This window comes from Sunxiuqinia dokdonensis, assembly GCF_001270965.1.
In the GTDB taxonomy this organism is placed as follows: Bacteria; Bacteroidota; Bacteroidia; order Bacteroidales; family Prolixibacteraceae; genus Sunxiuqinia; species Sunxiuqinia dokdonensis.
The window spans coordinates 36,859-62,536 of sequence record NZ_LGIA01000153.1; the positions used below are offsets into that span (position 1 = coordinate 36,859).

21 protein-coding genes are annotated in these 25,678 nt (G+C 44.8%); 10 read left to right on the top strand and 11 right to left on the bottom strand.

Annotation, left to right across the window (positions count from 1 at the left end; translation table 11 throughout):
• Positions 1-147: 147 nt before the first annotated feature.
• Positions 148-1,431 (top strand): type IX secretion system plug protein, encoded by a 1,284-nt coding sequence (locus NC99_RS11180; RefSeq protein ID WP_053183663.1) that lies wholly within the window; start codon positions 148-150, stop codon positions 1,429-1,431.
• Here the strand turns inward: NC99_RS11180 and NC99_RS11185 are convergent.
• Positions 1,428-3,518, bottom strand: coding sequence for a sensor histidine kinase (locus NC99_RS11185; protein ID WP_053183665.1), 2,091 nt, complete (start codon positions 3,516-3,518; stop codon positions 1,428-1,430). The genes NC99_RS11180 and NC99_RS11185 overlap by 4 nt on opposite strands.
• Before the next feature lie 177 nt (positions 3,519-3,695).
• On the opposite strand from NC99_RS11185, the gene pruA reads away from it, so the two are divergent.
• The 3 genes from pruA to NC99_RS11200 all read left to right on the top strand — a co-directional run bounded on the left by pruA (position 3,696) and on the right by NC99_RS11200 (position 6,480).
• Complete coding sequence (gene pruA, locus NC99_RS11190; RefSeq protein WP_053183667.1) at positions 3,696-5,333, top strand: L-glutamate gamma-semialdehyde dehydrogenase; 1,638 nt, start codon at positions 3,696-3,698, stop codon at positions 5,331-5,333.
• Positions 5,334-5,432: 99 nt separating this feature from the next.
• Positions 5,433-5,738, top strand: coding sequence for an FtsB family cell division protein (locus NC99_RS11195; RefSeq protein WP_053183669.1), 306 nt, complete (start codon positions 5,433-5,435; stop codon positions 5,736-5,738).
• 148 nt (positions 5,739-5,886) lie between these two features.
• Entirely contained in the window at positions 5,887-6,480 is a 594-nt protein-coding gene (locus NC99_RS11200) for a YqgE/AlgH family protein (protein ID WP_053183671.1), read from the top strand.
• Here NC99_RS11200 and NC99_RS11205 read toward each other — a convergent pair.
• The 4 genes from NC99_RS11205 to NC99_RS11220 form a co-directional block, all read right to left on the bottom strand.
• Positions 6,472-7,296 carry an aminotransferase class IV gene (locus NC99_RS11205; protein WP_053183673.1) on the bottom strand — a complete coding sequence of 275 codons (825 nt, stop codon included), beginning with the start codon at positions 7,294-7,296 and terminating at the stop codon, positions 6,472-6,474. The two genes, NC99_RS11200 and NC99_RS11205, sit on opposite strands and share 9 nt — an antisense overlap.
• Before the next feature lie 63 nt (positions 7,297-7,359).
• A complete protein-coding gene (locus tag NC99_RS11210) occupies positions 7,360-7,968 on the bottom strand; it encodes a rhomboid family intramembrane serine protease (protein ID WP_053183675.1) in 609 nt (202 codons plus the stop codon).
• Positions 7,969-7,979: 11 nt separating this feature from the next.
• Entirely contained in the window at positions 7,980-8,978 is a 999-nt protein-coding gene (gene holA, locus NC99_RS11215) for a DNA polymerase III subunit delta (RefSeq protein ID WP_053183677.1), read from the bottom strand.
• A gap of 15 nt (positions 8,979-8,993) precedes the next feature.
• Positions 8,994-9,764 (bottom strand): AMP nucleosidase, encoded by a 771-nt coding sequence (locus NC99_RS11220; RefSeq protein WP_053183679.1) that lies wholly within the window; start codon positions 9,762-9,764, stop codon positions 8,994-8,996.
• Between the two features lie 101 nt (positions 9,765-9,865).
• Here NC99_RS11220 and NC99_RS11225 point away from each other — a divergent pair, with 101 nt between their 5' ends.
• Entirely contained in the window at positions 9,866-10,321 is a 456-nt protein-coding gene (locus tag NC99_RS11225) for a type I restriction enzyme HsdR N-terminal domain-containing protein (protein WP_053183707.1), read from the top strand.
• Here NC99_RS11225 and NC99_RS11230 read toward each other — a convergent pair.
• The 4 genes from NC99_RS11230 to NC99_RS11245 all read right to left on the bottom strand — a co-directional run bounded on the left by NC99_RS11230 (position 10,313) and on the right by NC99_RS11245 (position 15,922).
• Positions 10,313-10,843, bottom strand: coding sequence for a GNAT family N-acetyltransferase (locus NC99_RS11230; RefSeq protein WP_053183681.1), 531 nt, complete (start codon positions 10,841-10,843; stop codon positions 10,313-10,315). The two genes, NC99_RS11225 and NC99_RS11230, sit on opposite strands and share 9 nt — an antisense overlap.
• Positions 10,840-12,810, bottom strand: coding sequence for a glycosyltransferase (locus NC99_RS11235; RefSeq protein WP_082326438.1), 1,971 nt, complete (start codon positions 12,808-12,810; stop codon positions 10,840-10,842). Before NC99_RS11235 ends, NC99_RS11230 begins: the two co-directional genes overlap by 4 nt.
• 82 nt (positions 12,811-12,892) lie before the next feature.
• Positions 12,893-13,519, bottom strand: a complete 627-nt coding sequence (recR, locus tag NC99_RS11240; RefSeq protein ID WP_053183683.1) for a recombination mediator RecR — start codon at positions 13,517-13,519, stop codon at positions 12,893-12,895.
• 66 nt (positions 13,520-13,585) lie between these two features.
• The gene (locus NC99_RS11245; protein WP_053183685.1) at positions 13,586-15,922 is read right to left on the bottom strand and encodes a PAS domain-containing hybrid sensor histidine kinase/response regulator; all 2,337 of its coding nucleotides are present in this window, start codon (positions 15,920-15,922) and stop codon (positions 13,586-13,588) included.
• 454 nt (positions 15,923-16,376) lie between these two features.
• Between NC99_RS11245 and NC99_RS11255 the strand changes: the two genes are divergently transcribed.
• Positions 16,377-20,372: a hybrid sensor histidine kinase/response regulator transcription factor gene (locus tag NC99_RS11255; RefSeq protein ID WP_162231203.1), complete on the top strand. Its 3,996-nt coding sequence runs from the start codon at positions 16,377-16,379 to the stop codon at positions 20,370-20,372.
• A gap of 53 nt (positions 20,373-20,425) precedes the next feature.
• On the opposite strand, the gene NC99_RS11260 is transcribed toward NC99_RS11255, so the two are convergent.
• On the bottom strand, positions 20,426-20,626 hold the full coding sequence (locus tag NC99_RS11260) for a hypothetical protein (protein ID WP_157624793.1): 201 nt from the start codon (positions 20,624-20,626) through the stop codon (positions 20,426-20,428).
• A gap of 191 nt (positions 20,627-20,817) precedes the next feature.
• On the opposite strand from NC99_RS11260, the gene NC99_RS11265 reads away from it, so the two are divergent.
• Complete coding sequence (locus tag NC99_RS11265) at positions 20,818-21,528, top strand: tRNA1(Val) (adenine(37)-N6)-methyltransferase (protein WP_053183691.1); 711 nt, start codon at positions 20,818-20,820, stop codon at positions 21,526-21,528.
• Positions 21,529-21,532: 4 nt separating this feature from the next.
• Here NC99_RS11265 and NC99_RS11270 read toward each other — a convergent pair whose 3' ends face one another.
• Positions 21,533-22,036, bottom strand: coding sequence for a flavodoxin domain-containing protein (locus NC99_RS11270; protein WP_053183693.1), 504 nt, complete (start codon positions 22,034-22,036; stop codon positions 21,533-21,535).
• A 158-nt stretch (positions 22,037-22,194) separates the two neighbouring features.
• Here NC99_RS11270 and NC99_RS11275 point away from each other — a divergent pair, with 158 nt between their 5' ends.
• The 3 genes from NC99_RS11275 to mtaB all read left to right on the top strand — a co-directional run bounded on the left by NC99_RS11275 (position 22,195) and on the right by mtaB (position 25,603).
• Positions 22,195-22,875, top strand: a complete 681-nt coding sequence (locus NC99_RS11275) for a ferredoxin--NADP reductase (protein WP_082326440.1) — start codon at positions 22,195-22,197, stop codon at positions 22,873-22,875.
• 80 nt (positions 22,876-22,955) lie between these two features.
• The gene (gene miaB / locus NC99_RS11280) at positions 22,956-24,308 is read left to right on the top strand and encodes a tRNA (N6-isopentenyl adenosine(37)-C2)-methylthiotransferase MiaB (RefSeq protein WP_053183698.1); all 1,353 of its coding nucleotides are present in this window, start codon (positions 22,956-22,958) and stop codon (positions 24,306-24,308) included.
• The gene (gene mtaB / locus NC99_RS11285) at positions 24,305-25,603 is read left to right on the top strand and encodes a tRNA (N(6)-L-threonylcarbamoyladenosine(37)-C(2))-methylthiotransferase MtaB (RefSeq protein WP_053183700.1); all 1,299 of its coding nucleotides are present in this window, start codon (positions 24,305-24,307) and stop codon (positions 25,601-25,603) included. The genes miaB and mtaB overlap by 4 nt, the downstream gene beginning before the upstream one ends.
• Positions 25,604-25,678: the final 75 nt, after the last annotated feature.

The following is a 25,678-nucleotide window of genomic DNA, read 5'->3' on the forward strand; positions in this document are numbered from 1 at the left end:
TTAAAAACTTTTCCCAATCTTTGTTTCATAAACTTACACGAATAGAAATATTTATATACGTTTAATCGTTAACAAGTTTGAATAGAGTCGCGGGGGAAGTTTAATGACGACTGAAATGTTTAAACGCACCTAAAAAAGGTAAAACAAATGAAGATTTTTTTTCGTCTGATCATCATAATTGGAGGTGTTATTTTTACGTTAAGTCCGCTTGCGCAGGAAGCGAACGAATATTATTACCAGAATGCGGTTTACAAAGAGGAAATAAAAACGGTACAATTCCACCGTGAAGGCTTCGAATTGAGCCACCCTGTTTATGAATTGGGAACAACCGGGGCACTGCTGCTTAAATTTGATGATTTGTCGGACGAACCTAAAAATTATTATTACACACTCATTCATTGCGATGCCGACTGGAACGAATCTTACCTGCTTCAGAATGAATATTTGGAAGGTTTTTACGACAATCCGGTGGACGATTATGCGCCCGGGTTCAATACAACGATGACATATATCAATTACCTGGTTCGAATACCGAACGAGCAAGTTCAGATCACACATTCGGGCAATTATGTGTTGGTGGTTTATGAGGATGGGGATAAGGAAAACCTGGTACTTACACGCAGGTTTCATGTGCTGGATCAGAAAGTGAATGTTTCGGGTGTCGTAAAACGCGCCACTTTCGATCCTTTCAAAGGCGATAATCAGGAAGTTGATTTCACGATTGCCCATCCCAACTTGCGCATTGTCAATCCGACTGACGAAGTGAAGGTGGTGGTGATGAAAAACCGGAGATGGGACACGGCTATTCGAAATCTGAAGCCCCTTTTCATTCGCGAAAACGAGCTGGTGTATGATTACGACAAGGAGAATGTTTTTCCGGGCGGAAATGAATACCGTTACTTTGATATTCGTACCCGCCGCTACAATGGCGAAAATGTGCTGGAAACCAGCTTTCATCGGCCATACTACCACGTTACGTTACAGCCCGATGAGGTGAGGTCGAACAAAAAGTACTTTGGTTATCGCGAAATGAACGGCAATTATGTTGTTGAAAGTCAGGATCGGGTAGAGGATTTCGATACGGAGAGTGACTATTTTTTTGTGCATTTTACCTTGCCGCTTGAAGCCCAATTGATTGGCGGCACGGTCAATGTTTTTGGTGCTTTAACCGACTGGAATGCCAATAAAAGCAACGAAATGACTTGGAATTACGAGCAGGCAACCTACGAGCTTACCTTGTTATTGAAGCAGGGCTACTACAACTATCAGTATGTGTATGTTCCCGAAGGTGCGCAAAAAGCCGACGAAACCGTGATAGAAGGAAGTCATTATGAAACTGAAAATGAATACCAGGTGTTTGTGTACTACCGCGGAGTTTCCGGAAGATACGATCAGTTGGTTGGTTATCAGGTCTTGAATGCCGATTTCTAGCGAACGACTTGCAGGGTGCCATCGCCGTTTTTAAACGGAATGCTGAAATAGAATTCAGAGCCTTGATCGATCGCTGAATTGACCTCAATTTTACCACCCAGCAGCATGCTGTAGTGTTGCGCAATGGCCAGTCCCAGTCCCGTGCCTTCGTACTTGCGCGTCGTTTTATTATCGATTTGGTGGAAGCGCTCGAAGATTCGTTTAATTTGCTCGATATCAATTCCGATGCCAGTGTCCTTAACAAAGAACAGCAGTCGGTCATTCCCTTTCATGCGATAACCAAACTCAATTTCTCCCTGGTTGGTAAATTTAACAGCATTGTCCAGCAGTTTTTTCAGAATCTCTTCCAAAAGATATTTGTCCGTAGTGACGCCAAACTTCGGATTGGCATTTTGGTTGTTCAGTTTCAGCCGTATCGGCTTCGAAGTCAAATCGAAACTGTATTGGCGGTAGAGCTCAACCATCAGGTCGTTCACCTTACAGAAGCTCTCTTTTGCCTTCACCTGGTTGCTTTCAATTTTCGACAAGCTGATCATGTCGTTGATCATTTCCATCAGCAGCTTGCCATTGCTAATAATAATGTCGATGAAACGATTTTTCTCTTCCACATCAAAATCGGGCGATCCAACCATCTTCGAAAAACCAATAATGGCATTCATCGGTGTCCGGATCTCATGCGAAATATTGGCCAGGAAAGCTGATTTCAGCTGGTCGGCTTCTTCAGCTTTCAGTTTGGCTTCTTCCAGTCGGATTTCTGCAATTTTTCGCTTGGTAATGTCACGGGCAATCGAGATCACCGAATGATCGTCAAGCCGGGCAATTCGCATTTCAAACATGGCGGTGCCTTTCTCCACTTCCAGCGCATACTCAATGGTTTCAATCGTGTCGCGGTTAATGGCATCCTGAATGCACTGGAAAATTTTGCGGGACATTTTTTCAGAAAAGCCCACTTCAAAAATGGAGTTTCCAACAATATCGTCCGCGTTAATCTGGATGAGTTCCGACTCCTTAATGACAAAATCCATATAAACTCCATCTTTGTCGATGATGAAAAAGATGTCGGGAATCGCTTCGAGCAAGACTTTGTATCGTTTGCGGCTTTCCTGCAGCGAATCAATGATTTGGCGCTGCTTTGTGATGTCGTAAAAAATGCTGGCGATTTGATTTGGAGCCGGTTGCAGCGAAAAAACTTCAAACCATTTTTCCAGGTGTTCAACGTAAACCTCGGTGCGTTGCCTGTTTTTTGAATGCAGATAATAATTATTCCAGTCGAATGAGTTTCGGAAAACCTTAGGAAAGATCACGTCGCCATCAGCCTGGTGCGTTTCGCGCTGGTTTACCCGAAACATTTTTTGAAAGGCGGGATTGGTTTTCAGAACTTTTAGCCCGGTTGGGTTATTCATTTCATCTTGTTCTACTTCCACAAGCAGTACGCCTTGCTGGAACGATCTGACGGTCTTGTTGATTTGCTGATCTGTTTCCAGCACCCGCGTTCGCAATTCCTTTAAGTTCAATTCAAAATTGACAGCGACAAGAAAAGTGGCTGTAAAAACCAGCGAGATTGTCGCAAACGGATTCAGAATCAATTCCGGAGTTGGCCAGAAAAGCATTAACGCATCATTCATCCGGCCGGCCTGCTGCACATGAAATGCTACCGTGAGCAGGCTAATTGTTAAATAGATGAGTAAGTGTTTTTCGCTTTTTTTACTGAAAAGAAGCAGAAACAAGAAGCCGGGAACCATACTCCACATCGAATAGGGGATGCTGTTTGTAACCGGAAGAATGGCATATTGATCTGAAATAAAAAAGAAATAGATGGCTAAAGGAAGTACAAAAATTGTGAGGACAGCGCAGTTGGGTCGCCCACTTCTCAGGCAGTATAACCCGATAAGGCTTATCGTCATCAGAGTTACATCGCCCGGAATGCATTCGTTAAGCCGATAGCCGGAAAACGACAGCATTAACTCAATAAATGCATATAGCAATCCCAGAATTAAAATAACGTGAAGGCCGGTTATCTTTCGTTTATCTTCACCTGATTCAAGGAGATAGGGCTTTGTAATGAAGTGATAAATTGCTTTAAGCATGAAAAAATAGTGCCTTTAAAAATCGCACTAAATATAGTAATTTTTAAGTGGGAACAGGGCTGACCCGAGATATAGTTCGCTCTTTTTTTAAAACTGATATTTATTAGTAAAAAGCTGTTTCTGATTCTATAGTTTTGTTTCTAAAGGGAATACAAAAATATTTAAAAGTAAATTGTTATGCCAAAAGGTTTTTTTAATGTCCCGGTTGCTAAAAATGAACCGGTAAAAAGTTATGCGCCAGGGTCGCCCGAGCGAGCGTCGCTCAAAGCCAAAATAGTAGAACTTCGCAGCTCGGAAGTTGAAATCCCGATGATCATCGGGGGTCGGGAAGTGACCACCGACCGACGGATTCGGATTGCTCCGCCGCATGAAATTAAACATACCTTGGGATATTACTACCAGGGAGATGAGTCTCATGTGCAAATGGCAATTGATTCGGCATTGGACGCTCGCGAAAAGTGGGCCGCCATGAGTTGGCAACACCGGGCTTCCATATTTTTGAAGGCCGCCGATTTGCTGGCCGGACCTTACCGCGACAAATTGAATGCAGCTACCATGCTGGGGCAGTCGAAGAATGCTTTTCAGGCCGAGATTGACGCCGCCTGTGAGTTGGCCGATTTCTATCGGTTTGGGGTAAAATGTATGACCGATATTTATAAAATGCAGCCTGAGTCGGCTCCTGGAATCTGGAACTACAACGAATTTCGTCCGCTCGAAGGTTTTGTTTTTGCGCTCACGCCTTTCAATTTTACGTCAATTGCCGGTAATTTGCCGGTGGCTCCAGCCATGATGGGCAATGTGGCGGTGTGGAAGCCCTCAAAAACAGCGGTTTACTCGGCCGCGGTTATTATGGAAATTCTGCAGGAAGCCGGGCTGCCTGACGGTGTGATTAACCTGGTTTTTGTTTCGGGACCAGTGGCTGCCAAAGTGGTTTTTGGACATCCCGAGTTTGCAGGCATTCATTTCACGGGATCAACGGGCGTCTTTCAGGGTATTTGGAAAACAATCGGCGAAAATATTTACAAGTATAAGTCGTACCCGCGCATTGTGGGCGAAACCGGAGGTAAAGATTTTATTTTTGCTGACAACACCGTTGATCGGCAGGCGCTGGCCATTGCCATGGTTCGAGGCGCTTTTGAATACCAGGGGCAGAAATGTTCGGCAGCTTCACGTTGCTATGTACCCGAAAGTATTTGGGACGATGTGAAAGAGCGGGTTGGAAAAGCCTTGGCTACCGTTAAAATGGGTCCTCCCGAAGATTTCACGAACTTTATTAATGCCGTTATTGATGAGTCGTCATTTGATAAATTAGCCGGTTTCATTGATCGCGCCAAGGCCGATGACGATGCCGAGGTGATTTTTGGCGGAAACTGTGATAAATCGGTCGGTTATTTTATTGAGCCCACCGTAATTTTGGCCAAAAAACCCGACTATGAAACCATGGTCGAAGAATTGTTCGGTCCGGTGCTGACTGTTTATGTGTACGAAGACGAGAAGATGGACGAAACATTGACCATTCTCGATAATACGTCAATTTACGCCCTGACCGGAGCTGTGATGTCGCAAGACCGCTACAACATTGAAAAGATTACGAAGCGACTGGAAAATGCCGCCGGTAATTTTTATATCAATGATAAGCCAACAGGCGCCGTTGTTGGCCAACAGCCATTTGGCGGAGCCCGAGGTTCAGGTACGGACGACAAAGCCGGTTCGGTTTTTAATTTTTTACGGTGGACATCTATTCGCACAATCAAAGAAAATTTTGTGCCGCCACACGATTACATGTATCCAAACTTTCTTCCGGATCAGGAATAAGAAATACCACAGGTTTAATTTTTAAGGAGATGATTTTGTTCATCTCCTTTTTTTTTGGGTGATAATACCTTATTTTTACCAGCAGAAATAAATCACTTCATGAAAGAAACCTTGTCATTCATCTGGAGCCGGCTGCGAACGAAATACGGAATTGTATTGGCGCTGTTCGTTTTGTGGGTCGGATTTTTTGATGAAGAAAACAGCTTGCTGCAGCATCTTCAGAATAGGCAAAAACTATCACAGCTAACGGAGCAAGAGGCTTATTTGAGAAGTAAGATTATTTCAGATAAACGAAAAATCCAAGAGCTTCAAACCAACCTGACCAACCTGGAGAAATTTGCCCGCGAAGAGTTTTTAATGAAAAAGGAGAACGAAGACGTTTTCCTGATTGTGGAAGAAGAATAGCTTCCAGCCATTTTCAGTTTATTGTGTATTTTTTCTTGTGTGCTTGGGTAAAATAAACCCAAGGAAAATCGGTTTAATTTTCGCGAATACAAAAAACGTGTTTGATTAATGGTTGTTTTTTTATAAATTGATAAGAATTTCAACGATTATGAACTTGGATACCAATCTGTTTAAAATTGAAACCAACCACGTGGCCCCCGAAAAAGGACGCATCCTGATTGCGGAGCCCTTTCTGCCGGGAAGCTATTTTAACCGGTCGATTGTGTTTTTGGTTGCGCATAGCGACAAAGGCGCCATCGGTTTTATTTTGAACAAAAAGATTGACTATCCTGTCAATGAAATTTTGGGCGACTTTCCTGATTTTGAGGCTGATGTGTATGTTGGAGGGCCCGTGAGTACCGATACCATTTATTTTATCCATTCATTGGGGCAGTTGATTCCGGGAAGTATTCATGTGAAAGATAATATGTATTGGGGAGGCGACTTTGACGAAGTGAAAAAACTGATTCGTGAAGGATTGATTTTGCCTGACCAAATTCGTTTTTTTCTGGGATATTCTGGTTGGGATAATGGCCAGTTGGAAGAAGAAATAAAGGAAAATTCCTGGTTGGTTTCTGAGATTAACGAAGATTTGGTTATGGTCGATCGTAAAACCGAAAGCATGTGGGTGCAAGCCGTTCGCGATATTGGGGGCAAATACACGCTTTGGGAGAATTTCCCCGAAAACCCATCCTTAAATTAGGAGCAGACTGTTCCATTCCTGATGAATTTTCCTGATTTCCTTGTTGAAATACCGCTTGTTTCTGAATGCATTAATCCATTGAATCCCGTCAGTCGAATTGACTAAAAAGAGCTCATCAGCCGCGAGCAGCACCTCCTCATTCAGCTCTTGGGTAAATTGCAAATCAAGCTTCAATTGCTGGCAAATCCGCTGCACTTTTTGCTGGCTAATATCCACATATGCACCCGTTTGAGGGGCCGGTGTGAGCCATGTGCTTCCTGTCAGGGCATAGATGTTTTTTAGAGGCGCTTCCACGATTGATGCGTCTTGATTGATGATTAGCAAGTCATCAAATGTTGACGTTTTTAATTCTGTATTTACAATTTTCCACAATGGAGATGACCCCAAATCCAATGAAGACAAGGGCGAAATCCCTTTTGGAATTTTATTGAACAGGCCAACTTTCAGGCCGGTTTGGTTAAGCTGGTACTCCACCGCATCAATCGCGTCGGTTTTAATGAGGTAGGAAATTCCGTTCTTATTGTCAATAAAATAGAGATGGATCAGGGCACTTCGGAATAATTTGTTTTTGACCAAGGTGCGTTCAATTTGTCTTTTAAGCTCCTTGCCTCTTGATGCCAGAAACCGGGGAATTGGCTGATTGAAAAGCTTCAGTTTCAAAACCATCATGTCCACATGTTGGTCCCAAAAGGGCATCAGGTTCCGAACAGCTCGAATTGGCTCTTCGAAAATCAAATCTTGGAGCATTTTGACTGCCAATTGTTGCTCCGACGTCTGGGAGAACTGACCATCAACTAAAATGTAGTTGTCTGACATTTCGATCTTTTCTTACGATAAAAGCCTGTTAGCGAGGCGAATATTCAGGCAATCAAATCTTTTCTAAATCACCATAAACAGCTTGTCCATGAATCGTTGAAACAAACTGCTGTTGAGTAGTATGGGAAAGACAAATCCGAAAACCGCTCCCAAAAAATGGGCATCGTGAGCCACATTGTCGTTTTGCTTTCGACCCATATAGTAGGAATAGGCCAGGTAAAGTCCGGCGAAAACAATTCCCGGAATAGGCAGAACGCCAAAAAAGTAAATCTTATTCCAAGGCTCAAAAAAGATGGCTGCAAACAAAACCGCCGAAACAGCACCCGAGGCACCAACTGCATTGTAGTAATAGTTGTTCCGGTGCTTGTATAAGGCGTAAGCGTTGGAAACCAGCATTCCCCCAAAATACAAAATGAGAAAATAGGCATTGGCCATGCGGCCGAAACCATACTCAAAATACATTTCAATGGCGCGGCCAAACGAGAACAGAACAATCATATTCACAATCAGGTGTTCCCAGTTGGCATGGACAAAACCATGCGAAAACAGCCGGTAATACTCATTTTTGTGAACCACTTTGCTGGCGTTAAACTGGAGTTTGTCCATCAAATCGGGTCGGTTAAATGCAATGATGGAAACAAGTGCCGTAATGGCAATAATAATTATCGTCATGCGTATAATTTCTAGTGTAAAATTTTATAAATCATTTCTTTTTGAAGGTCGCCCGCTGAGGTCGATACATTGCCAAAACCTTTTGATTTCATATCGTACTCGCGCAAAATTTCCATAATGGCGACCAGCTTTTTAGGGTTGTAAACTTTAGCCGCATCCATGTACGAGCGCACAAAAAACGGAGCGACCTGCAAAGTCGAGGCAACTGCGTTGGGCGACTTGTCCGTGAGGAAGTGCAAGGTCAGGATTTTCATGAAATAGTAGTACAAACTGGCAATGGTGCGCGTAATTGGGTTTGACGATGGGTTGGCCGCAAAATAGTTGATGATCTGATTGCTTTTCAATACGTTTCGCTCCGACAAAGCGTTTTGAAGCTCGAAAATGTTGTAATCTTTGCTGATTCCAATGTTCTTCTCAATGTGGTCGGGAGCGATTTTCGTCCCTTCCGGCAAGGTAATAATGAGCTTGTTGAGCTCGTTGGATACTTTGCCGAGATCGGTTCCCAGGTATTCGGCCAACATGGCGGCGGCCTGCGGTGCGATGCTGTAATTATGGGCCGCAAGGTAGCTGTTAATCCAGGCCGGAAGCTTGTTTTCGTAAATCTTCTTCGACTCAAAAAGCACACAACTTTTAGCCAGTTGTTTGGCAAAGCTCTTGCGTTTGTCTATGGTTTTGTATTTGTAATTGACGACCAAAATGGTCGAAGTCAGCGGTGCTTTAATGTAGGGTTCGAGCTCTTCAATTTTTTTGATGTTTTGGGCTTCTTTCACCACAACAACCTGGTGATTGGCCATCATGGGAAACCGCCGGGCGTGGGTGATAATCGTATTGACGTCTGTGTCTTTTCCATACAAAACATGCTGATTGAAGCTTTTTTCGGCATCAGTCAACACGTTTTTACTAATATAATCTGTGATTTGATCGATGAAATAGCTCTCTTCTCCCATTAAAAAATAAACAGGGTGGTAGATCTTTTTCTTCAGATTGACTAAAATATCTTGGTAATCCATCGTTTGCTTGAGCGTTTAAAATCGTAAATGTTTAACTGATCGTCCGTTGTTTTTGATTTCCATCAGGGCTTCGATGCCAATTTTTACGTGTTTTTCAACAAAATTTGTAGTCACCTTTTTATCGCTGGCTTCCGTTTTTATCCCGGTCGAAATCATGGGTTGATCCGAAACCAACAGCAAGGCTCCGGTTGGTATTTGATTGGCAAAACCAACCGTGAAAATGGTCGCTGTCTCCATGTCGATGGCCATTGCCCGGGTTTTGTACAGATACTTTTTAAAGCGGGCATCGTACTCCCACACACGTTTGTTGGTGGTGTAAACGACCCCGGTCCAGTAATCCATCTGGCTTTCGCGAATGGCCGTTGAAACGGCACGCTGCAAGCTGAAAGCGGGGAGCGCGGGAATTTCGGGGGGCAAATAATCATCTGAAGTTCCATCGCTGCGGATGGCAGCAATCGGCAGAATTAAATCGCCCAATTTGTTTTTTCGTTTCAGGCCTCCGCATTTTCCCAAAAACAAAACACCTTCGGGTTTGATAGCGCTAAGCAGGTCCATGATTGTTGCAGCATTGGGGCTGCCCATGCCAAAATTGATGATGGTAATGTCGCCATTCGAAGCGTTGGGCATATTTTGGTTGATCCCCAATATGGGCACCTTAAATTGTTCTGCAAACATTTCGACATACAGCTGAAAGTTGGTTAGCAGAATGTAATCTGCAAAGTCTTCCAGTTTGCGCCCGGTGTAGCGGGGGAGCCAATTGTCAACAATTTCTTTTTTCGTTTTCATTGGTAAAAGAATTTTTTTCGCACTTTTGAACGAAAATCAGTTTGCGCGAACTTCGTTCCGGAGCGCGGTTTTACAAAAATACAACTTTGTGTCAGCTAAATATGGTTAGCCAATTAAATTTACCAACATATCCGTTTCGTATCGATCAGCAGGATGGCAAAAATTTGATATTCGATGAAATACGAAAGAAGTTGGTCGTGCTTACTCCCGAAGAGTGGGTGCGACAGAATTTTGTTCAGTATTTAATTGGAGAAAAGCAATTTCCAGCTTCGCTGATGGCGATTGAAACGGGTTTGAAAATCAATCAAAATCAATTCAGGGCCGATTTGCTAATATACGACCGGAAGGGAAAACCTTTATTTTTGGTTGAATTTAAGGCGCCATCCGTAAAAATTACCCAACAAACTTTTGACCAGATCACTCGTTACAACATGACTTTTCAGGTTCCGTACCTGATCGTGTCGAACGGATTGAGCCATTACTGTTGCCTGGTTGACCTGGAAAAACAATCCTACGTTTTCTTGAAGGAAATCCCAATATTTAACCAGTTATTTTAGCAGAAGCTGGTAAAGCTCTTCGTCGAGCCAGCCGGCCGATGTTCTGATCCAGTCTTTTTTTGTTCCGACCCATTCAAACCCCACTTTTTTAAACAGGTGAATGCTGGCCTGATTATCGACCGTGATGTTGGCATAAAGCTGGTGCAGGCCCAATACTTCCGTGGCGTACAAAGCCATCAGGCGCAAGGCGTCGGTGGCCAGCCCTTTACCCTGGTTTTTTTTATTGTAGATGAGAATGCCGATGCCAGCCCGCTGATGAAACGGATCAAAGTCGAACAGGTCGACTGCGCCAACCGCACAGCCCGTGGAATCCTCAATCATCATCCGAAGTTGTTTGGTTTCGAAAATGTCGCGGTGCGATTCTTCGATGTACTGTTTTAAAATATAGCGTGAAAAAGGTGTGAGCGTGTTGCTTACCTGCCAGATTTCGGGATCGTTTTCCCACCGGTAAATTGTTTCCAGGTCTTCCGGCTCCAAAGGCCGAAAGCTGATTTGTCCGTGTGCCAGCTTTTTTAATGTCATCGTCCTAAGTTTTTCCAGCCTCGCAAAACAATGCGCGCATCCTGTTCGACACGGTAATTTTTTGCATAGACCATATTAATCTTACCGATTTCCGCTTCGGAAAGTTCATCCTTAAATTTGTCGGTGGGGGTTAAAACGCCTGCTTTGAGTCGCGGAAGTGTAACGGCTTTTGTGTTGTTCCGGCTCAAGCCCACCCAGCTTTGCGAAGCGACCAGCACCTTGATGATATTGGTGAAAAAGCCTGCTTTGTTCCGGACTGTCCAGCAAATAAGAGGGTAAGCCGCCAGAAACAACAAGCTTACAGTCAAGTCGAACAGGCGCTTTCGGCGCAGGTTGTTTTCTTTGGTGATGGCGTTTACTTCAAGCAAATACAGGTCGCCTGTGGTATCAATCGAGTTGCTACCAATAATCGATAAACTCTCTGGTGGAGCAATTTTATAGTCGATATTCAATTTGCTTAAATTGAGCATCGTCTGGATAATATGCTGAGAAGGCAAGTCGCTTGCACTAAAAATAAGTTCCTCAACCTTGTGAATTTGGATAATTTCTTCCAGCTGACTCAGGTTTCCCAGAAAATCGGAAGTCGCGTGTGCATGATTGGGCTGCACGATTCCAATCAATTTGATTTTGAGATGAGATTGGCTGATTAAACGGCTGATGCGTGTGGCTTCGTCAAGTTGAGCAATCATGACGACTCGTTTTTCCCGGTTTCGGTCAAAACGTGCTTGCTGCGAGCTGCTTTGACTGAGCAAATAGCGATAAGCCAGCAGGCTGACGACGGCCCAGCCCGACCCCAGCAGGATGAGTGCCCGCGAGAAACGGAGGCTTTCGGGTGCCAGCGAATGAAAAATCAAAATGCCAACACTTCCCCAGAGTAGGCCTTTAAAAACCTGTAGCATTTTGATCGGTTTGTCGTATCCTCCGGTGAGCCAGATTCCTAAAGTCCAAATCAAAATATAAACCGGCACAACCAGTTGCAGAAAGTTTGAAGGATAGTAATCCGGTGTGTATTTCAACTGTTCCCAGTAGGGCAGGAGCCACAAAAAACCAAGAAAAATAAGCAGGATGTCGATGATTGGAAAAAATGCTGCTTTGGCGATTCGGCTAAGAACCGACAGGAAAGCCCGAAAATAGATGGCCAGGTTAATCAGCATGGCGAACATGTCGGCACGGCCTTTTGCAAAGTGCTTCCGTGCAAAAATGATCATCGCCTGATAAAAAATCTTCACGTAGTTAAAGCTGCCTTTTTTGGTGCTTTCGCCTTTATAGTGAACAATGGTGGTGTCGGCAAAATAATAGTTTTTAAAACCGGCCCGGGTAATTCGATACGAGAGGTCAATGTCTTCGCCATACATGAAGAACGCTTCGTCGAGCAAGCCAATTTCATTTAAAACCGAACGGCGCAACATCATGAACGCACCGGCCAACACCTCTACTTCGTGGGTCTGATTATGATCCAGATGCCCCAAGTGGTAGCGAGCAAGGCGTTTGGAGCGGCTAAACAGCCTCGACAAGCCAAAGATCTTGTAGAAAGCGACCATGGGCGTTGGTAAGCCGCGTTTCGATTCGGGTAAAAATCGGCCCTTGCCGTCAATCATTTTTACGCCCAGTCCGCCAGCGTCCGGATGTTCGTCCATAAATTGGAGGCATTTGGCAAAGCTGTTTTCTTCAACAATGGTATCCGGATTAAGCAACAGGACATATTCGCCTTTGGCTAGTCGAATAGCTTGGTTGTTGGCTTTCGAAAAGCCCAGGTTCTCCTGGTTTTCAATGAGCCTGACGTCAGGAAATTTTTCACGAACCATGAGGCAGGAGCCGTCAACCGAATTGTTATCAACCACAAAAACCTCGGCATCAATCGTTGTGCAAGCCTTCTGAACCGAATGCAGGCATTGCTCCAGAAAGTGCCGGACATTATAATTGACAATGATGACGGTGAGTTTTATTGGCGATTGGTGATTGATCATGTGTTCGTCAGGCGTTGGTCATTGTTGATATTCTCCGGTTTTTGTTTTGATCAGGTGGTTAACAAATTAAGTCTGCTTTGTCTTATTGCGACAAGGTGCTTTCAAAGTCGAGCCGGTTTTTAATTGACCGGCCAAGCGTAATTTCATCAGCATATTCCAGTTCGTCGCCAATGGAAACTCCACGGGCTAAGGTCGATATTTTGACATCTAGTTCTTTCAACTTTTTGTAAATGAAGAAATTGGTTGTGTCGCCTTCCATGGTGGTGCTCAGCGCCAGGACCACCTCTTTCACCGTTCCGCTTTTCACGCGTTCAATCAGGGAGTTGATTTCCAGATCCGACGGGCCAATGCCGTCCATGGGCGAAATGATTCCGCCAAGCACGTGGTAAAGGCCCGAAAACTGCTGGGTGTTTTCAATGGCCATCACATCCTTGATGTTTTCAACCACACACACTTCTTCGGGATGGCGGTTTGGATTGCTGCAAATGTTGCAGGTGTCGACATCTGAAATGTTGTGGCAAATCTGGCAGTGCTTAATTTCGTTTCGAAGCTGGATCAAGCTGTGCCCAAACAGCTCAACTTCCGATTTTTCCTGTTTCAGCAAGTGAAGGACTAATCTGAGTGCCGTTTTTCGCCCAATACCCGGAAGTTTGGCAAATTCGTTGACTGCATTTTCCAACAAGCGCGAAGGAAATTTTTCCGTGATCATGTTTTCTTTGTTTGATGGGCCTCAAATTTAATAACAGGCGGATCAAATCTGGCAAAAAGCCAGGCTTTATTTTAGGTAGTTCGCAAGCGTGTCCAGTAGCTCTTTCATTTTTATGGGTTTGCAAAGTACTTCGTTGCAGCCGGCATCCAAACATTTCTGATGCTCATCGCTCATGGCATAAGCTGTTTGTGCAATAATCGGAATTCCCGAATCGCTTTGCCGAATGGTTCGCGTAGCCTGATAGCCATCAATTTCAGGCATTTGAATGTCCATCAAAATGAGATCGACTTTGTTTTTCGAATATAAATTTAAGGCATCAATGCCATCTTTCGCCCAAAGTACGTTCGCTTTCGTATCCCTCAAAATTTCAAATAAATACTCGTAGTTGTAGTCAACATCTTCGGCAATGAGTACGGTGCAGTTTTCAAAATTGTAGTCGTTTGTCGTTTTTTTAGGCTGAGTTTTGGCCGGCGCGCTAATTTTGTCGTACGGAATGGTAAAATAGAAGATGGAGCCTTTGTTTTCAACAGATTTAACGTTCATGGAGCCGCCTAACAATTTAACCAGCCCATCGGAGATGGCTAACCCCAGTCCGGCACCGCCCTCACGATCTTTCAAACTATGTGCATGCTGAAGGGTGCGGTTAAAAATCGTTTTTACCTGATCTTTTGGAATTCCCTGGCCGGTATCTTCAACATAAAATTGCAATTTATTTTTATTGAGTAGCTGGTAGCCAATTTCGATATAGCCACTTTCGGTAAATTTCAAGGCATTGTCAAACAGGTTGACCAGAATTTGCTTCAGGCGTTTGGTGTCGGTGAAAATAAAATCGTGGTGTTTGAGTTTGGGCTTGCGAAAACGAATCTCAATTTTCTCCTTTTGCTTTCGTTCCATCATTTGCTGAAATTGGACCGAAAGATCATTAAAGGTGTTTGTCAGTGAGCAAGCATCTTTTTTGACCTTGAGCTCATTGGCTTCAATTTTCGAAATGTCGATAATGTCATCAATCAGCAGCAGCAAATACCGGCTGCTTTCCTCAATAATATCGGCATAGCGCAATTGCTGATCCTGCGTTAAATCACCTGCTTTCAACAATTCAGAAAAACCAATAATGCCGTTGATGGGCGTTCGGATTTCGTGGCTCATGTTGGCCATGAAGTTGGTTCGCGACTGGTTTTCAATTCGTGTGCGTTTTTGCGATTTGCGCAAATCGTCTTCCAAACGTTTTAATGAGGTAATTTCTTCGGAAATTTTCAGGTAATTGGTAATGATTCCGTGCTCGTCTTTCAAACTCGAAATGGAAGCCAGTTCCCAGTAAACCTTACCATTTTTATTTCGGTTTTTAAATTCGCCCACCCATTCGTTGCCTGTGGTAATGGTGTCCCAAAGTTCCTTGTAGTAGGTGGTTGGGTGGTAACCCGATTTCTGAATGTTGGTCTTTTTTCCCACCAACTCTTCTTTGCGGTAGCCGGTTATTTTGCAATAGGCCGGATTGAAAAATTCGATGTATCCTTCCAGGTCAGTAATGACAATGGGCACCGGACTTTGCATGATGGCCTGATGCAACATGCGCAGGTCGCCTTCATGTTTCTTCTCAACGGTGATGTCGCGGTTGGTTCCCAGAACGCGGACGGCATTTCCTTCGGAATCGCGCAGGGCAGCTACCCTGGATTTAAACCAGCGGTAAAGCCCGTCTTTGTGCTTTAACCGAAATTCCGACTCGAAAATCAACGCACTGCTTTTCAGGAAATTCTCAAAGGTTCGTTTCACCCGGTTGTAGTCATCGGGGTGGATGAGGTCAGTCCAGGTAGAAAATTTATCTTCAAGTTCATCTGGATAATAGCCCAGCAAGGCTTTCCACTTGCGCGAAAGATGCATGGCTTCATCGGCCACAACCCAATCCCAAACACCATATTCCGATGCTTCGGCGGTTAATTTATAGCGCTGTTTTTTATTGGCGTAGTTTTTTTCAAGCTTTTTTTGTTCGTTGATATCGCGAATGACGCCACTTACGGCAATCACTTCATTTTCATGGTTTCGCTCCGGAGTGAATCCAATGCTGATCCAAAAAGGCCTGTTGTTGTGCAAAAATGAAAACTCGTTGAAGAACGGTTTTTTGCTCTGAATCACCAGTTCAATCAGGTGGTCAACTTCTTCCGAAAGCTCCCTTAAATAACCCGATTCAGTAATTTTTTTCCCAATAATCTTGGTGGGTTCGTGTTGAAGTAGCGGGAGTAGATTTTCAGAATAGAAGGTGTGTTGCCGGTCTTTGTCGAAACGGACAAAAGCTTCGGGGTTGTTATTTAAATCGAAACCATCCGGAAGAGTATTTCCCTGAAATGACTTTCTTTCAGCGCTTTCACCGGGATGGAATCCGGCACGTTTTTTTTTTGGATACTTCATGGGCTGTTTCTTTTTTCAAACAGTTTAAAATTAGCGAATTAATATGAATAACTATTCCGGCTCCTAATTGTTTGGTCTGATCGGAATAAATACCCTTTATTTTTTATTATGTATTCGATATTTAAGTGATTTGGGTCACGGTTAGTTTTGGGCTGGTACTGCTGGTTAAGCGCCGTTGTTATGTTTTTAACTTCCAAGTAAGAAGAAAATTGTAGCGATTGTGGCTGCAAAGCAATGGGCAATAGTTGTTGGCGAGCAGCCTGGCCTGTTTTTATTTGCAAATGTTTTAAAATAAGCATTATTTTGCTCTCATTGCATGTGCGATGGGGAGGGAACAATGAATACTTCGATTTTAAAAAATAGGGAACAAAGCACGGGATTGATCGTGGCAACGCTTGTGCTATGGCTTCTTTTGGCAGGGTGTGGGCTCGTTGGGTTTGCGGCTCAAAATGAAATGAGCTTCGATTCCTTTTCGCAGGAAGACGGACTGCCCAACAATCAAATCCAGAACATTTATCAAGATCAGAAAGGATGGATGTGGTTTGGAACGAGTCAGGGCTTGAGTCGTTTTGACGGATATCAGTTTGTCAATTTTGTACATTCGGAAGATGATAGCCTGAGTCTGAGCGGAACCTTGGTGCGGGTGATTTGTGAGGATCGTCGCGGCAATTTGCTGGTTGGAATGGAGAACGGTGGCTTGAATGTGTTTGATCGCGAGTTGGAAGTGTTTTATCACCCCTACGAAGATCATCCCCTGTTTAAGGACCGGGAAGTTTCAGTAAACGACATCCAGGAAGATGCGGACGGAACCCTTTGGCTGGGGACAAATCATGGTATTTTGTTGGTGGATACGCTGGGGCATGTGACCGCCGTTTCGCAGACTGACAATCATGTCGGGTTGAGTCTGGAGCTTGAGTTTGTGCGGGTACTTCAGTTTGACCAAACCGGAAAACTGTGGGCGGGAACCAATACCGGAGTTTTTATTGTCGATCCCCGCGACCTTTCTGTTGAGCCTTTTTCCTTGCCATTGAAAGAACAACGGGACGAGATATGGGAAATTTTTTTGGATCCCGAAGGTGCCATTTGGATTGGAACGTACTCGAACGGAGCATTTGTCGTGGAGCCGGGCTCGCACGAAGTAAAGCCCGTTAAGCTGGAGCCGGAATATGAGCGGACAGAAACCGTCCGGTCGATTGCGGTGGGTGCCTTTGGAAATTATTGGATCGGAACACGCGGTGGTTTGTATGTTTACCACAAGAAGGACGGGCTGACCGCTTTTTACAGGCATGACGGGCGGGAGCAAACGTCGTTGATTAATAATTCGGTGCTGGATATTTTGCACGACAGGCGCGGCGAGACCTGGATTGGAACCCGCGGTGGGTTGAATTTGCTGGCCAAAAGCAAACAGGCGTTTCATAATTTCAGTTCCCATCCTTCCGATAGAAGTGATAAGTACTTGAATAGCAGTATTGTTTATGCTTTTTGGATTGACGATGAGAACAAAATCTGGATTGGAACCGAAGATGGCGGTGTAAATATTTATGATCCGGAAACCGAATCCTACAGCTACCTGATGGCCAATCCCAACGATCCCAATTCGATTTCCCGAAACTGCATCAAAGCGTTTCAGAATGATCGTGACGGAAATTTGTGGATCGGAACGTTCCTGGGTGGAATTGATGTGTTGGATCTGGAAAGCGGTCAAATGCAGCATTTTAAGGCCGATCCCTCCACTGCCGGAACTTTGGCTGATAATCGGGTTTGGGATTTTTTGCTCGATGACGGCGGCAATATTTGGGTGGCAACATCGGCAGGAGTTGACCGGTTTGACCCGAAAACAGGGCGATTTGTGCATTATCCGCAGTTGGCGGGCCAAGAGCAGGTGAATTGGATTGAACAGGATGCGTACAACAACATTTGGCTGGGAACAACTGATGAGGTGATTATTTACCACGCCGAAAGTAAGCAAGTGACACGCTTTGCCGAACATTCCCGGTCGTTTTTGGAGGACTCCAGTGGCCGTTTCTGGATTACCACGCTGGATCGGGGAATTGCGCAATACTCAAGCATTAGTGGGGCCATTCGCTACTACAATGTCGACGACGGCTTGTCGAACAACCAGGCGCTTTGCATGCTCGAAGACAACAACAAGAAGTTGTGGATCAGTACGTCCAATGGCTTGTCGAAGTTCGATCCGGTTCACGAAACGTTTCAGAATTACACCAGTAAAGATGGTTTGCGGAATAATCAGTTTTCGTACGGCGCCGCCTATAAAAAAGACGATGGAAGCCTCTTGTTTGGAGGTGTTTCCGGCTTTAACATCTTCAATCCTTCTGAAGTGAAAAGCGAGGACAATGATGTTCCGCTTGTGCTGACTGATTTTCGGGTCTTCAATAAAAAAGTGGACATTGGGTCGGGAAGAAAGCCAATCTTGAGGAAAAGCATTTCAGAAACCAGCCACTTGGTTTTACCCTACGACCAGAATGTGTTTACCCTGGAGTTTGCTGCACTGAATTTTGTAAACAGCGAAAATAATCTGTACAGTTATTACCTCGAAGGTTTTGATAAAGAATGGAATGAACCCAGCAAAAGCCGGACAGCAACTTACACCAACCTAAATCCGGATGATTATGTGCTGCGAATTAAACGTTTTGTGCCAGGGAACGAGGCTGCCGGAAATGAGTTGCAGCTGCTCATTACCGTTTTGCCGCCATTCTGGAAAACGGTTTGGTTCAGGAGCTTGATCCTGTTGGTTATTGGAGTTTTGATTTATTACCTGGTTCAGTTTTTTCTGTATCGCGAGAAAATAAAAAACGAGTTGATCCTGGAGCGGATGAAAGCACGGAAACTGCACGAGTTGGATATGTTGAAACTGAAGTTTTTTACAAATATTTCGCACGAAATTCGCACACCGCTCACCTTAATTCTAGCTCCCCTTGAAAAGCTGATTGCTCAAAAGTTGCCGCCGGAAGATGTGCGTGCCCATTTGGACATCATGTACCGAAACACCAAGCATCTGGATCGGCTGATCAGCCAGCTGTTGGATTTCAGAAAACTCGAATCCGGTAACCTGAAACTGGAACTGCGCCAAGGCGATTTGGTCGGTTTTGTCGCCAATATTGTTGAGTCTTTTCAGCCATATGCCGAAGAAAAAGGGATTCAGCTGAAATTTAAAAGCCTGAAGAAACATTTGATAACCAAGTTTGATACCGATAAAATTGAAAAGATTCTGAGCAATTTGCTGACCAACGCGTTCAAATTCACGGACAAAGGTGGGCGAATTTCAGTGAATCTCTCCTTGGTTTTCGACACCACCGAAGAAGATTTGTCGAGTGAAAATCCGGATCAGGAATACATAGAAATTACAGTGCGCGACACCGGCCAGGGTATTTCTCAAACCAATGCGTCAAAAATTTTCAACCGCTTTTTTCAGGCCAACGAAAAAGAAGTGCAGACCGGTGCCGGCATCGGCCTTTCCTTTGTCAAGGAATTGGTGAAACTGCACCGGGGCGAGATATTTGTAGTCAGCAAGCCCGGCAAAGGAAGTAAGTTCACAGTCCGCATTCCTTTCGAGAAAGAGCGCGCCGACGCCTTGCCGGTAAATGGTGTTGAGCACGAAACGCCCAGCGAGGCCTTGGACGTTGCCGATCAGCCAGCTGTCGACTCTTTAAACTCACGCATCATGCTTGTTGTAGAAGATAATCAGGATGTGCGAACCCTAATCCGAAGTCATTTTGCACCGAAATACCAGGTGCTTGAAGCCAGCGATGGGCGCGAGGGCTGGAATCTGGCGTTAGAGGCTGTGCCCGATGTAATTGTCAGCGATGTGTTGATGCCTGATGTGGATGGCTATGAGTTTTGTAAAAAAGTGAAAAAGGACGAACGTACCTCCCATATCCCTGTTCTGCTGCTTACGGCGCTTCATTCCAAAGAACACGAAATAAAAGGCCTTTCGAGCGGAGCAGACGACTACATCACCAAGCCATTTGATTTATCAATTTTGCAGACCAAGATCGATAATATGCTGTCGATTCGCGATTCGTTGAAACAGAAATATTCCGGAGAAATTACGCTTCAACCACGCAATATTATCATTTCATCGCCCGAGGAGAAGTTTTTACACAGGGCCGTCGAAGTTGTGGAAAACAACATTGCTGATGCTGATTTGGATATTGAGCGCTTTGCGCAGGAGGTGGGGGTTAGCCGAATGCAGCTTTATCGGAAATTGAATGCCTTGACAGATATGACGGTCAAAGAGTTTATCCGCAGCATCCGGTTAAAACGGGCAAGCCAGTTAATTATGCAGGAAAAAATGACCGTGAGTGAAATTGCCTATGCCGTAGGTTTCAAGGATATGTCGCATTTCAGAAAGTGCTTTCGCCAAATGTACGGGATGACCGCTACGGAATACAAGCAGAAAAAACTGAAGGAGCAATCAGACGAGGCTTGAAACCACGAACGCTTGTTTTCGACATAAAAAGCGAATGGAGGCTTTGTGCGAAATCAGACTCCTGCCTTAAAAACCTGGTCCAGGTTCTTCTGAAGTGAGTCGATTTTTAAAGACTGAATTTCGGTGTTGGCATGCGGTTTTTGAAGTGCATCAATGTCCATCTTTTCTGTTGTGTTATGCCACGTCCGGTAAAGTGTGGCGTAAACAATCAGGCAAAACAAAAGGGCCAAAAAGTAATAATCTCTCTTCTTCATGCTTGTTTTAAATTTCTTAGACGTTCCGCTTTCATTTTTAGCGCGTGCAAAAGTAGACAAAGAGTTGATTGAAGATCTTCGCACTTGAAAAATCATTGGCAAAGGCATCCGAATTAACAATGAGGTAATATTTGCATGCGCCTGTTTTATGCGTTTATTTTGCAGAAATTGAACAGGTCAACACATCAAAAATGGGACGAAATAATTTTTTTCAGTTTAAGCAATTTATTGTTATTCAGGAGAAAGCGGCCATGAAAGTCGGAATTGACGGCGTTTTACTTGGTTCGTGGGCCCGGCTGAACGGGGCAGAACACGTGTTGGATGTGGGGACCGGAACCGGCTTGCTTTCGCTGATGGCGGCCCAGCGTTCGGGCGCCATGGTTGACGCTGTTGAACTGGAAGCCGATGCTGCCATGGAAGCCCGGCTGAATTTTCAGCAGTCGAAATGGGCTTTGCGAATCCGCTTGACAGTTGGTGCGTTTCAGGCGTTTCAAGCCGATAAGAAGTACGATCACATCCTGTGCAATCCGCCATTCTTTGATAACTCACAGAAATCCAATGATCAGAAACGAACCCAGGCCCGGCATTCGGATAGCTTAAGTTTGAAAGAACTGCTGGAGGGAGCCAGCCGGTTGCTGGCAGAACACGGTAAAATGAGTTTGATTTTGCCGGCTGATAAGGAATTGCGACTGTTTGAGCTGGCTTCGGCCTTGAATCTGTATGTGGTTCGCATCACAAAGGTGGCATCGGACGAAAGCCGGACTGCTCACCGCATATTGGCCGAACTGTGCCGGAAGCCGGCGGAATTATTGGAGTCTGACTTGGTGATTCGTGATCAGGCAACTGGTGAATATTCAGCAGCATATCGCCAGTTGACCAAAGATTTTTACCTTGCTTTTTAGCACACTAAATCAAGGTAACAAAAGGAGAAAAGGTTTTGTCCATTTTCTTAGCGAAGTTTCGAATGGCTTCGTGATCTATTCTGCTTACGGTTTGCTCTACTTTGGCTACTTTTCGCACAATCAGTTTTTCGAAAAAGCGCATTTTTTCAAAGTTGAATTCGCCGCCTAAAATGGCTTCTGATTTAGCATATTGATGTAGCTTTTCGGGAAAGGCATTTTCGAGTTGCTGAAAGGCTTGATCCCCTTCGTACATGCAGCAGATGAAAAGGCCAAGTTGCTTGTATCCGAGTTTTTCTGTGTTGATGGTGCAAAAATCACGAATTTTCCGTTGAATTTGTCCGGCGTGGATCGATCCTCCTACGATTACCCGGTCATAGTCTTGGAAATCAGGATCTTGGTCTTCTTTGAGGTTTTTAATGGTCACCTCTCCATTGAGTTGTTCTGCCAACTCGTGCACAACTTGTGTGGTGCATCCGTGGGTTGACATATAAATGATGAGTGTCTTCATGAATGGAGATTTTCTATCAAAAATAGGACAATTGCAAGAAACAAACGGCTTTTTTATCGGTTAAGTTAAGATTATAATCGGTTTGCAGAGATAATTTCAGATTCCAATGTCTTTTTTGGTTGAAATACATTACCTTTGCAGCCCAAAATAGAGATGCTATGTCGATAGAAGTTATGCAAGCAATTAAGATTGATGAAAGTTTTTACAAAGTGAAAGAGGTCAGGAGACTAACGGATGAAACTTTCTCGCTGCGCCTGCCCAAAAGCCGTTTTGCGTTTAAGGCCGGACAGCACATTTCGCTTGGTATTCAAGGCGATTATCAAAGCCGCGAATATTCCATTTACAGCGGCGAAAATGATGAGCATTTGGAAGTGTTGGTGAAGGAAGTGAAAGAAGGTTATTTTTCTCCCAAGCTGAGCCATTTGAAGCCCGGCGACCTGGTTGAGGTGAATGGTCCGTTTGGCAAATTCCGGATCGATGAAAAAAAGATCAACGACCATAAATTTGTCTTTATCGCCAGCGGAACCGGAATTGCTCCGTTTCGCAGCATGGTACGCACTTATCCGCAGCTGGATTACCAGATTGTGCATGGCGTGCGATACGGACACGAGGCATACGACAAAGAGGAGTACGATGCCGAACGCCATATTTTGTGCACCACAGGCGACAAAACCGGCCAGGTGCATGGACGCTTGACGAAGTATCTGAAAAAGACGACCTTTGATAAAACCACGCAGTTTTATCTGTGCGGAAATAGTAATATGATTTTTGATGCGTTGGAGTTGTTGAAAAACAAAGGCTTCGATCGCGATCAGGTTCATTGTGAAGTCTATTTCTAGGGAGTCCCTTGTCACGCAGAAGAGGACCTATTGTTCTCTGCTTTACAATGTTTTGGAATTTGAAATGTGAAATTTAATCGATGAAGTACCACTTAATTACACTGGGTTGTCAAATGAACCTGTCGGACAGCGAGCGTGTGAGCGCCGTGTTGGAACAGATGGGTTATGAGCGGACAGAAAATGAGGAGGAAGCAACCTTGTTGGGCATGCTGGCTTGTTCAGTCCGGCAAAAGCCAATTGATAAAGTGTACAACAAAATTGCCCAATGGAACCGGGCAAAAAACAAGCGCAACCTGATTACCTTTATTTCGGGTTGTATTTTGCCGGCTGACAAAGAAAAGTTTCTGAAGCTTTTTGATTTGATATTCCCAATGAGCGAGTTAAGCCAGCTGCCCGACATGATTCGCAACTATGGCGTGGTGAATGCCGCATCGTTGCAAGCACCTCAACCAGTGATGCCAAAAAATGAGCACATTGTGGATCTGTGGCACATCAAACCCAAATACGAATCAACCTACGAAGCCTTTGTGCCGATTCAGAATGGCTGCGATAAATTTTGTACTTTTTGTGCCGTTCCTTACACGCGTGGGCGCGAAGTGTCCCGTCCTTCCGTAGATATTTTGCAGGAGGTGCAGCATTTGGTTAGCCAAGGTTACAAGTCCATCACCTTGCTGGGGCAAAATGTCAATTCGTACGGGCTGGATAAACATGGAGAAGAAATCAATTTTGCCGAGCTGTTGAGGCAGATTGGCGAATTCGGAAAGCGTTCGGATGAAGAATTCTGGGTGTATTTCACTTCGCCTCACCCGCAGGATATGGGCCGCGACGTGATTGAAGTGATCGCGGAATACCCCTGCTTGGCCAAGCAAATTCACCTGCCCATGCAAAGTGGCGACGAAAAAGTGTTGATTAAAATGAACCGGCGCCACTCGATGGACAAATACCGGAAAATCGTGGAAGATATCCGCGAATTGATTCCGCAGGCCACCTTGTTTACCGACATTATTGTTGGTTTTACAGCCGAAGGCGAAGCAGAATTTCAAAATACAATTTCAGCCATGAACGAATTCCACTTCAACATGGCCTACATTGCCATGTACTCGCCTCGTCCGGGAGCGGCCAGTTACCGATGGGAAGATGAAGTGTCGCAGGAGGTGAAGAAAGATCGCTTTCATCGCTTGTCCGAAGTGATGAAAACGCACACACGTCGCTATAATGAGCAACTGGTCGGGAAAACCCTGCGTTTGCTGGTCAATGGAACTGATCGGAAAACCGGTTTCAGTACCGGCCTCACCGAAGGAAAACTGAATGTTCGGCTCGATCGGAAAGCGCCGGAGTTAAAAGGAAAGATTGTGGATGTGAGAATCACTTCGGCTGCCGATTTCTCGTTGAGTGGCGAGTTGATTCTAAAGGAAGAACAGGTAGAGTTATGAACACAGGAAGGAAAAAAGTAGCCTTTAAAACATTGGGTTGCCGGTTGAATCAATATGAAACCGACGCCTTGGTTTCTGATTTTGACCAGGCCGGATACGAGATTGTTGATTTTAAGGATGCGGCGGATGTGGTGGTGGTCAACACCTGCACAGTCACCAATCAAAGCGATCAAAAATCGCGGAATGTCATCAGTCAGGCCGCCCGGAATAACCTTGGATCGATGGTGGTGGTTACAGGCTGTATGGCCAATAACTACAAGGAAAAGCTGGAAAACCAGCGGAAAATCACATATGTGGTTGACAACGAACGAAAAGCCAGCATTCGGCAGTTGGTCGATGCTCATTTTCAGGGCGAAATCCTCCATCCTTCAAACCTGGAAGGCGATGTTTTTCAGTTTAGTACTGTTGATAAAAGTTTACATACCCGAAGTTCCATTAAGATTCAGGATGGCTGCGACAATTTCTGTACTTTTTGTATCATCCCCAAAGTGCGTGGAAGAGCAGTAAGCCGGCCGTTGCCTCAGATTATTGAAAATGTAAAGAATACGCTGGCTAATGGCTTTAAAGAGTTGGTCATTACCGGGGTCAATATTGGGCGCTACGAGTGGGAAGATCAGCGCTTTGAAGACGTGCTGGAGGCAATTTTAAATGTTCCCGGCGATTTCCGTGTTCGGATTTCTTCACTTGAACCCGATGGTTTTGGCGATCGGTTTTATGATCTGTTCGAACACCCCAAGCTGGCACCACATCTGCATTTGTGCTTGCAAAGCGGAGCCGACAAGGTCTTGCTTCGCATGCGCCGGATGTATGATTATGCGCGGTTTGCTGAGATTGTTGATCGATTCCGCAGTCGATGGCCCGATTTTAATTTCACAACCGACCTCATTGTTGGGTTTCCCGGCGAAACGGACGAAGATTTTCAGGAAAGCGTGCGTTCAATCAATCGGTTTCAGTTCAGCCATGTTCATACCTTTAAGTATTCGGTTCGAAAAGGAACGCGGGCCGAGCGGATGGATGAGCAGATACCAGAGCCCGTGAAAACAGACCGTTCTGCGAAGTTGCGCGAAGCGTCGGAGAAAATGCGGGCTGACTACTTGGAGCGTTTCGTTGGAAGAGAACAAACCGTGTTGGTTGAGAAAGTTGATTCGCGTGGTTTTGCTTCGGGTTATGGAGAGCACTACGTGCCTGTCCGGTTTAAAGCAGAAGGCATCGATAAAAATACCTTTCACAAAGTGCGAATGACCGGAATGGCGGGCGAAGGGGAAGACGTGTATTTGCTGGGAGAATTAGACTAAAGGCCGGCTTGATCCGTGTTTTTGTTGTTCTGATTTCAACAATGGCGTTTGAATCGGTCACTTTTTTTTCTAGGC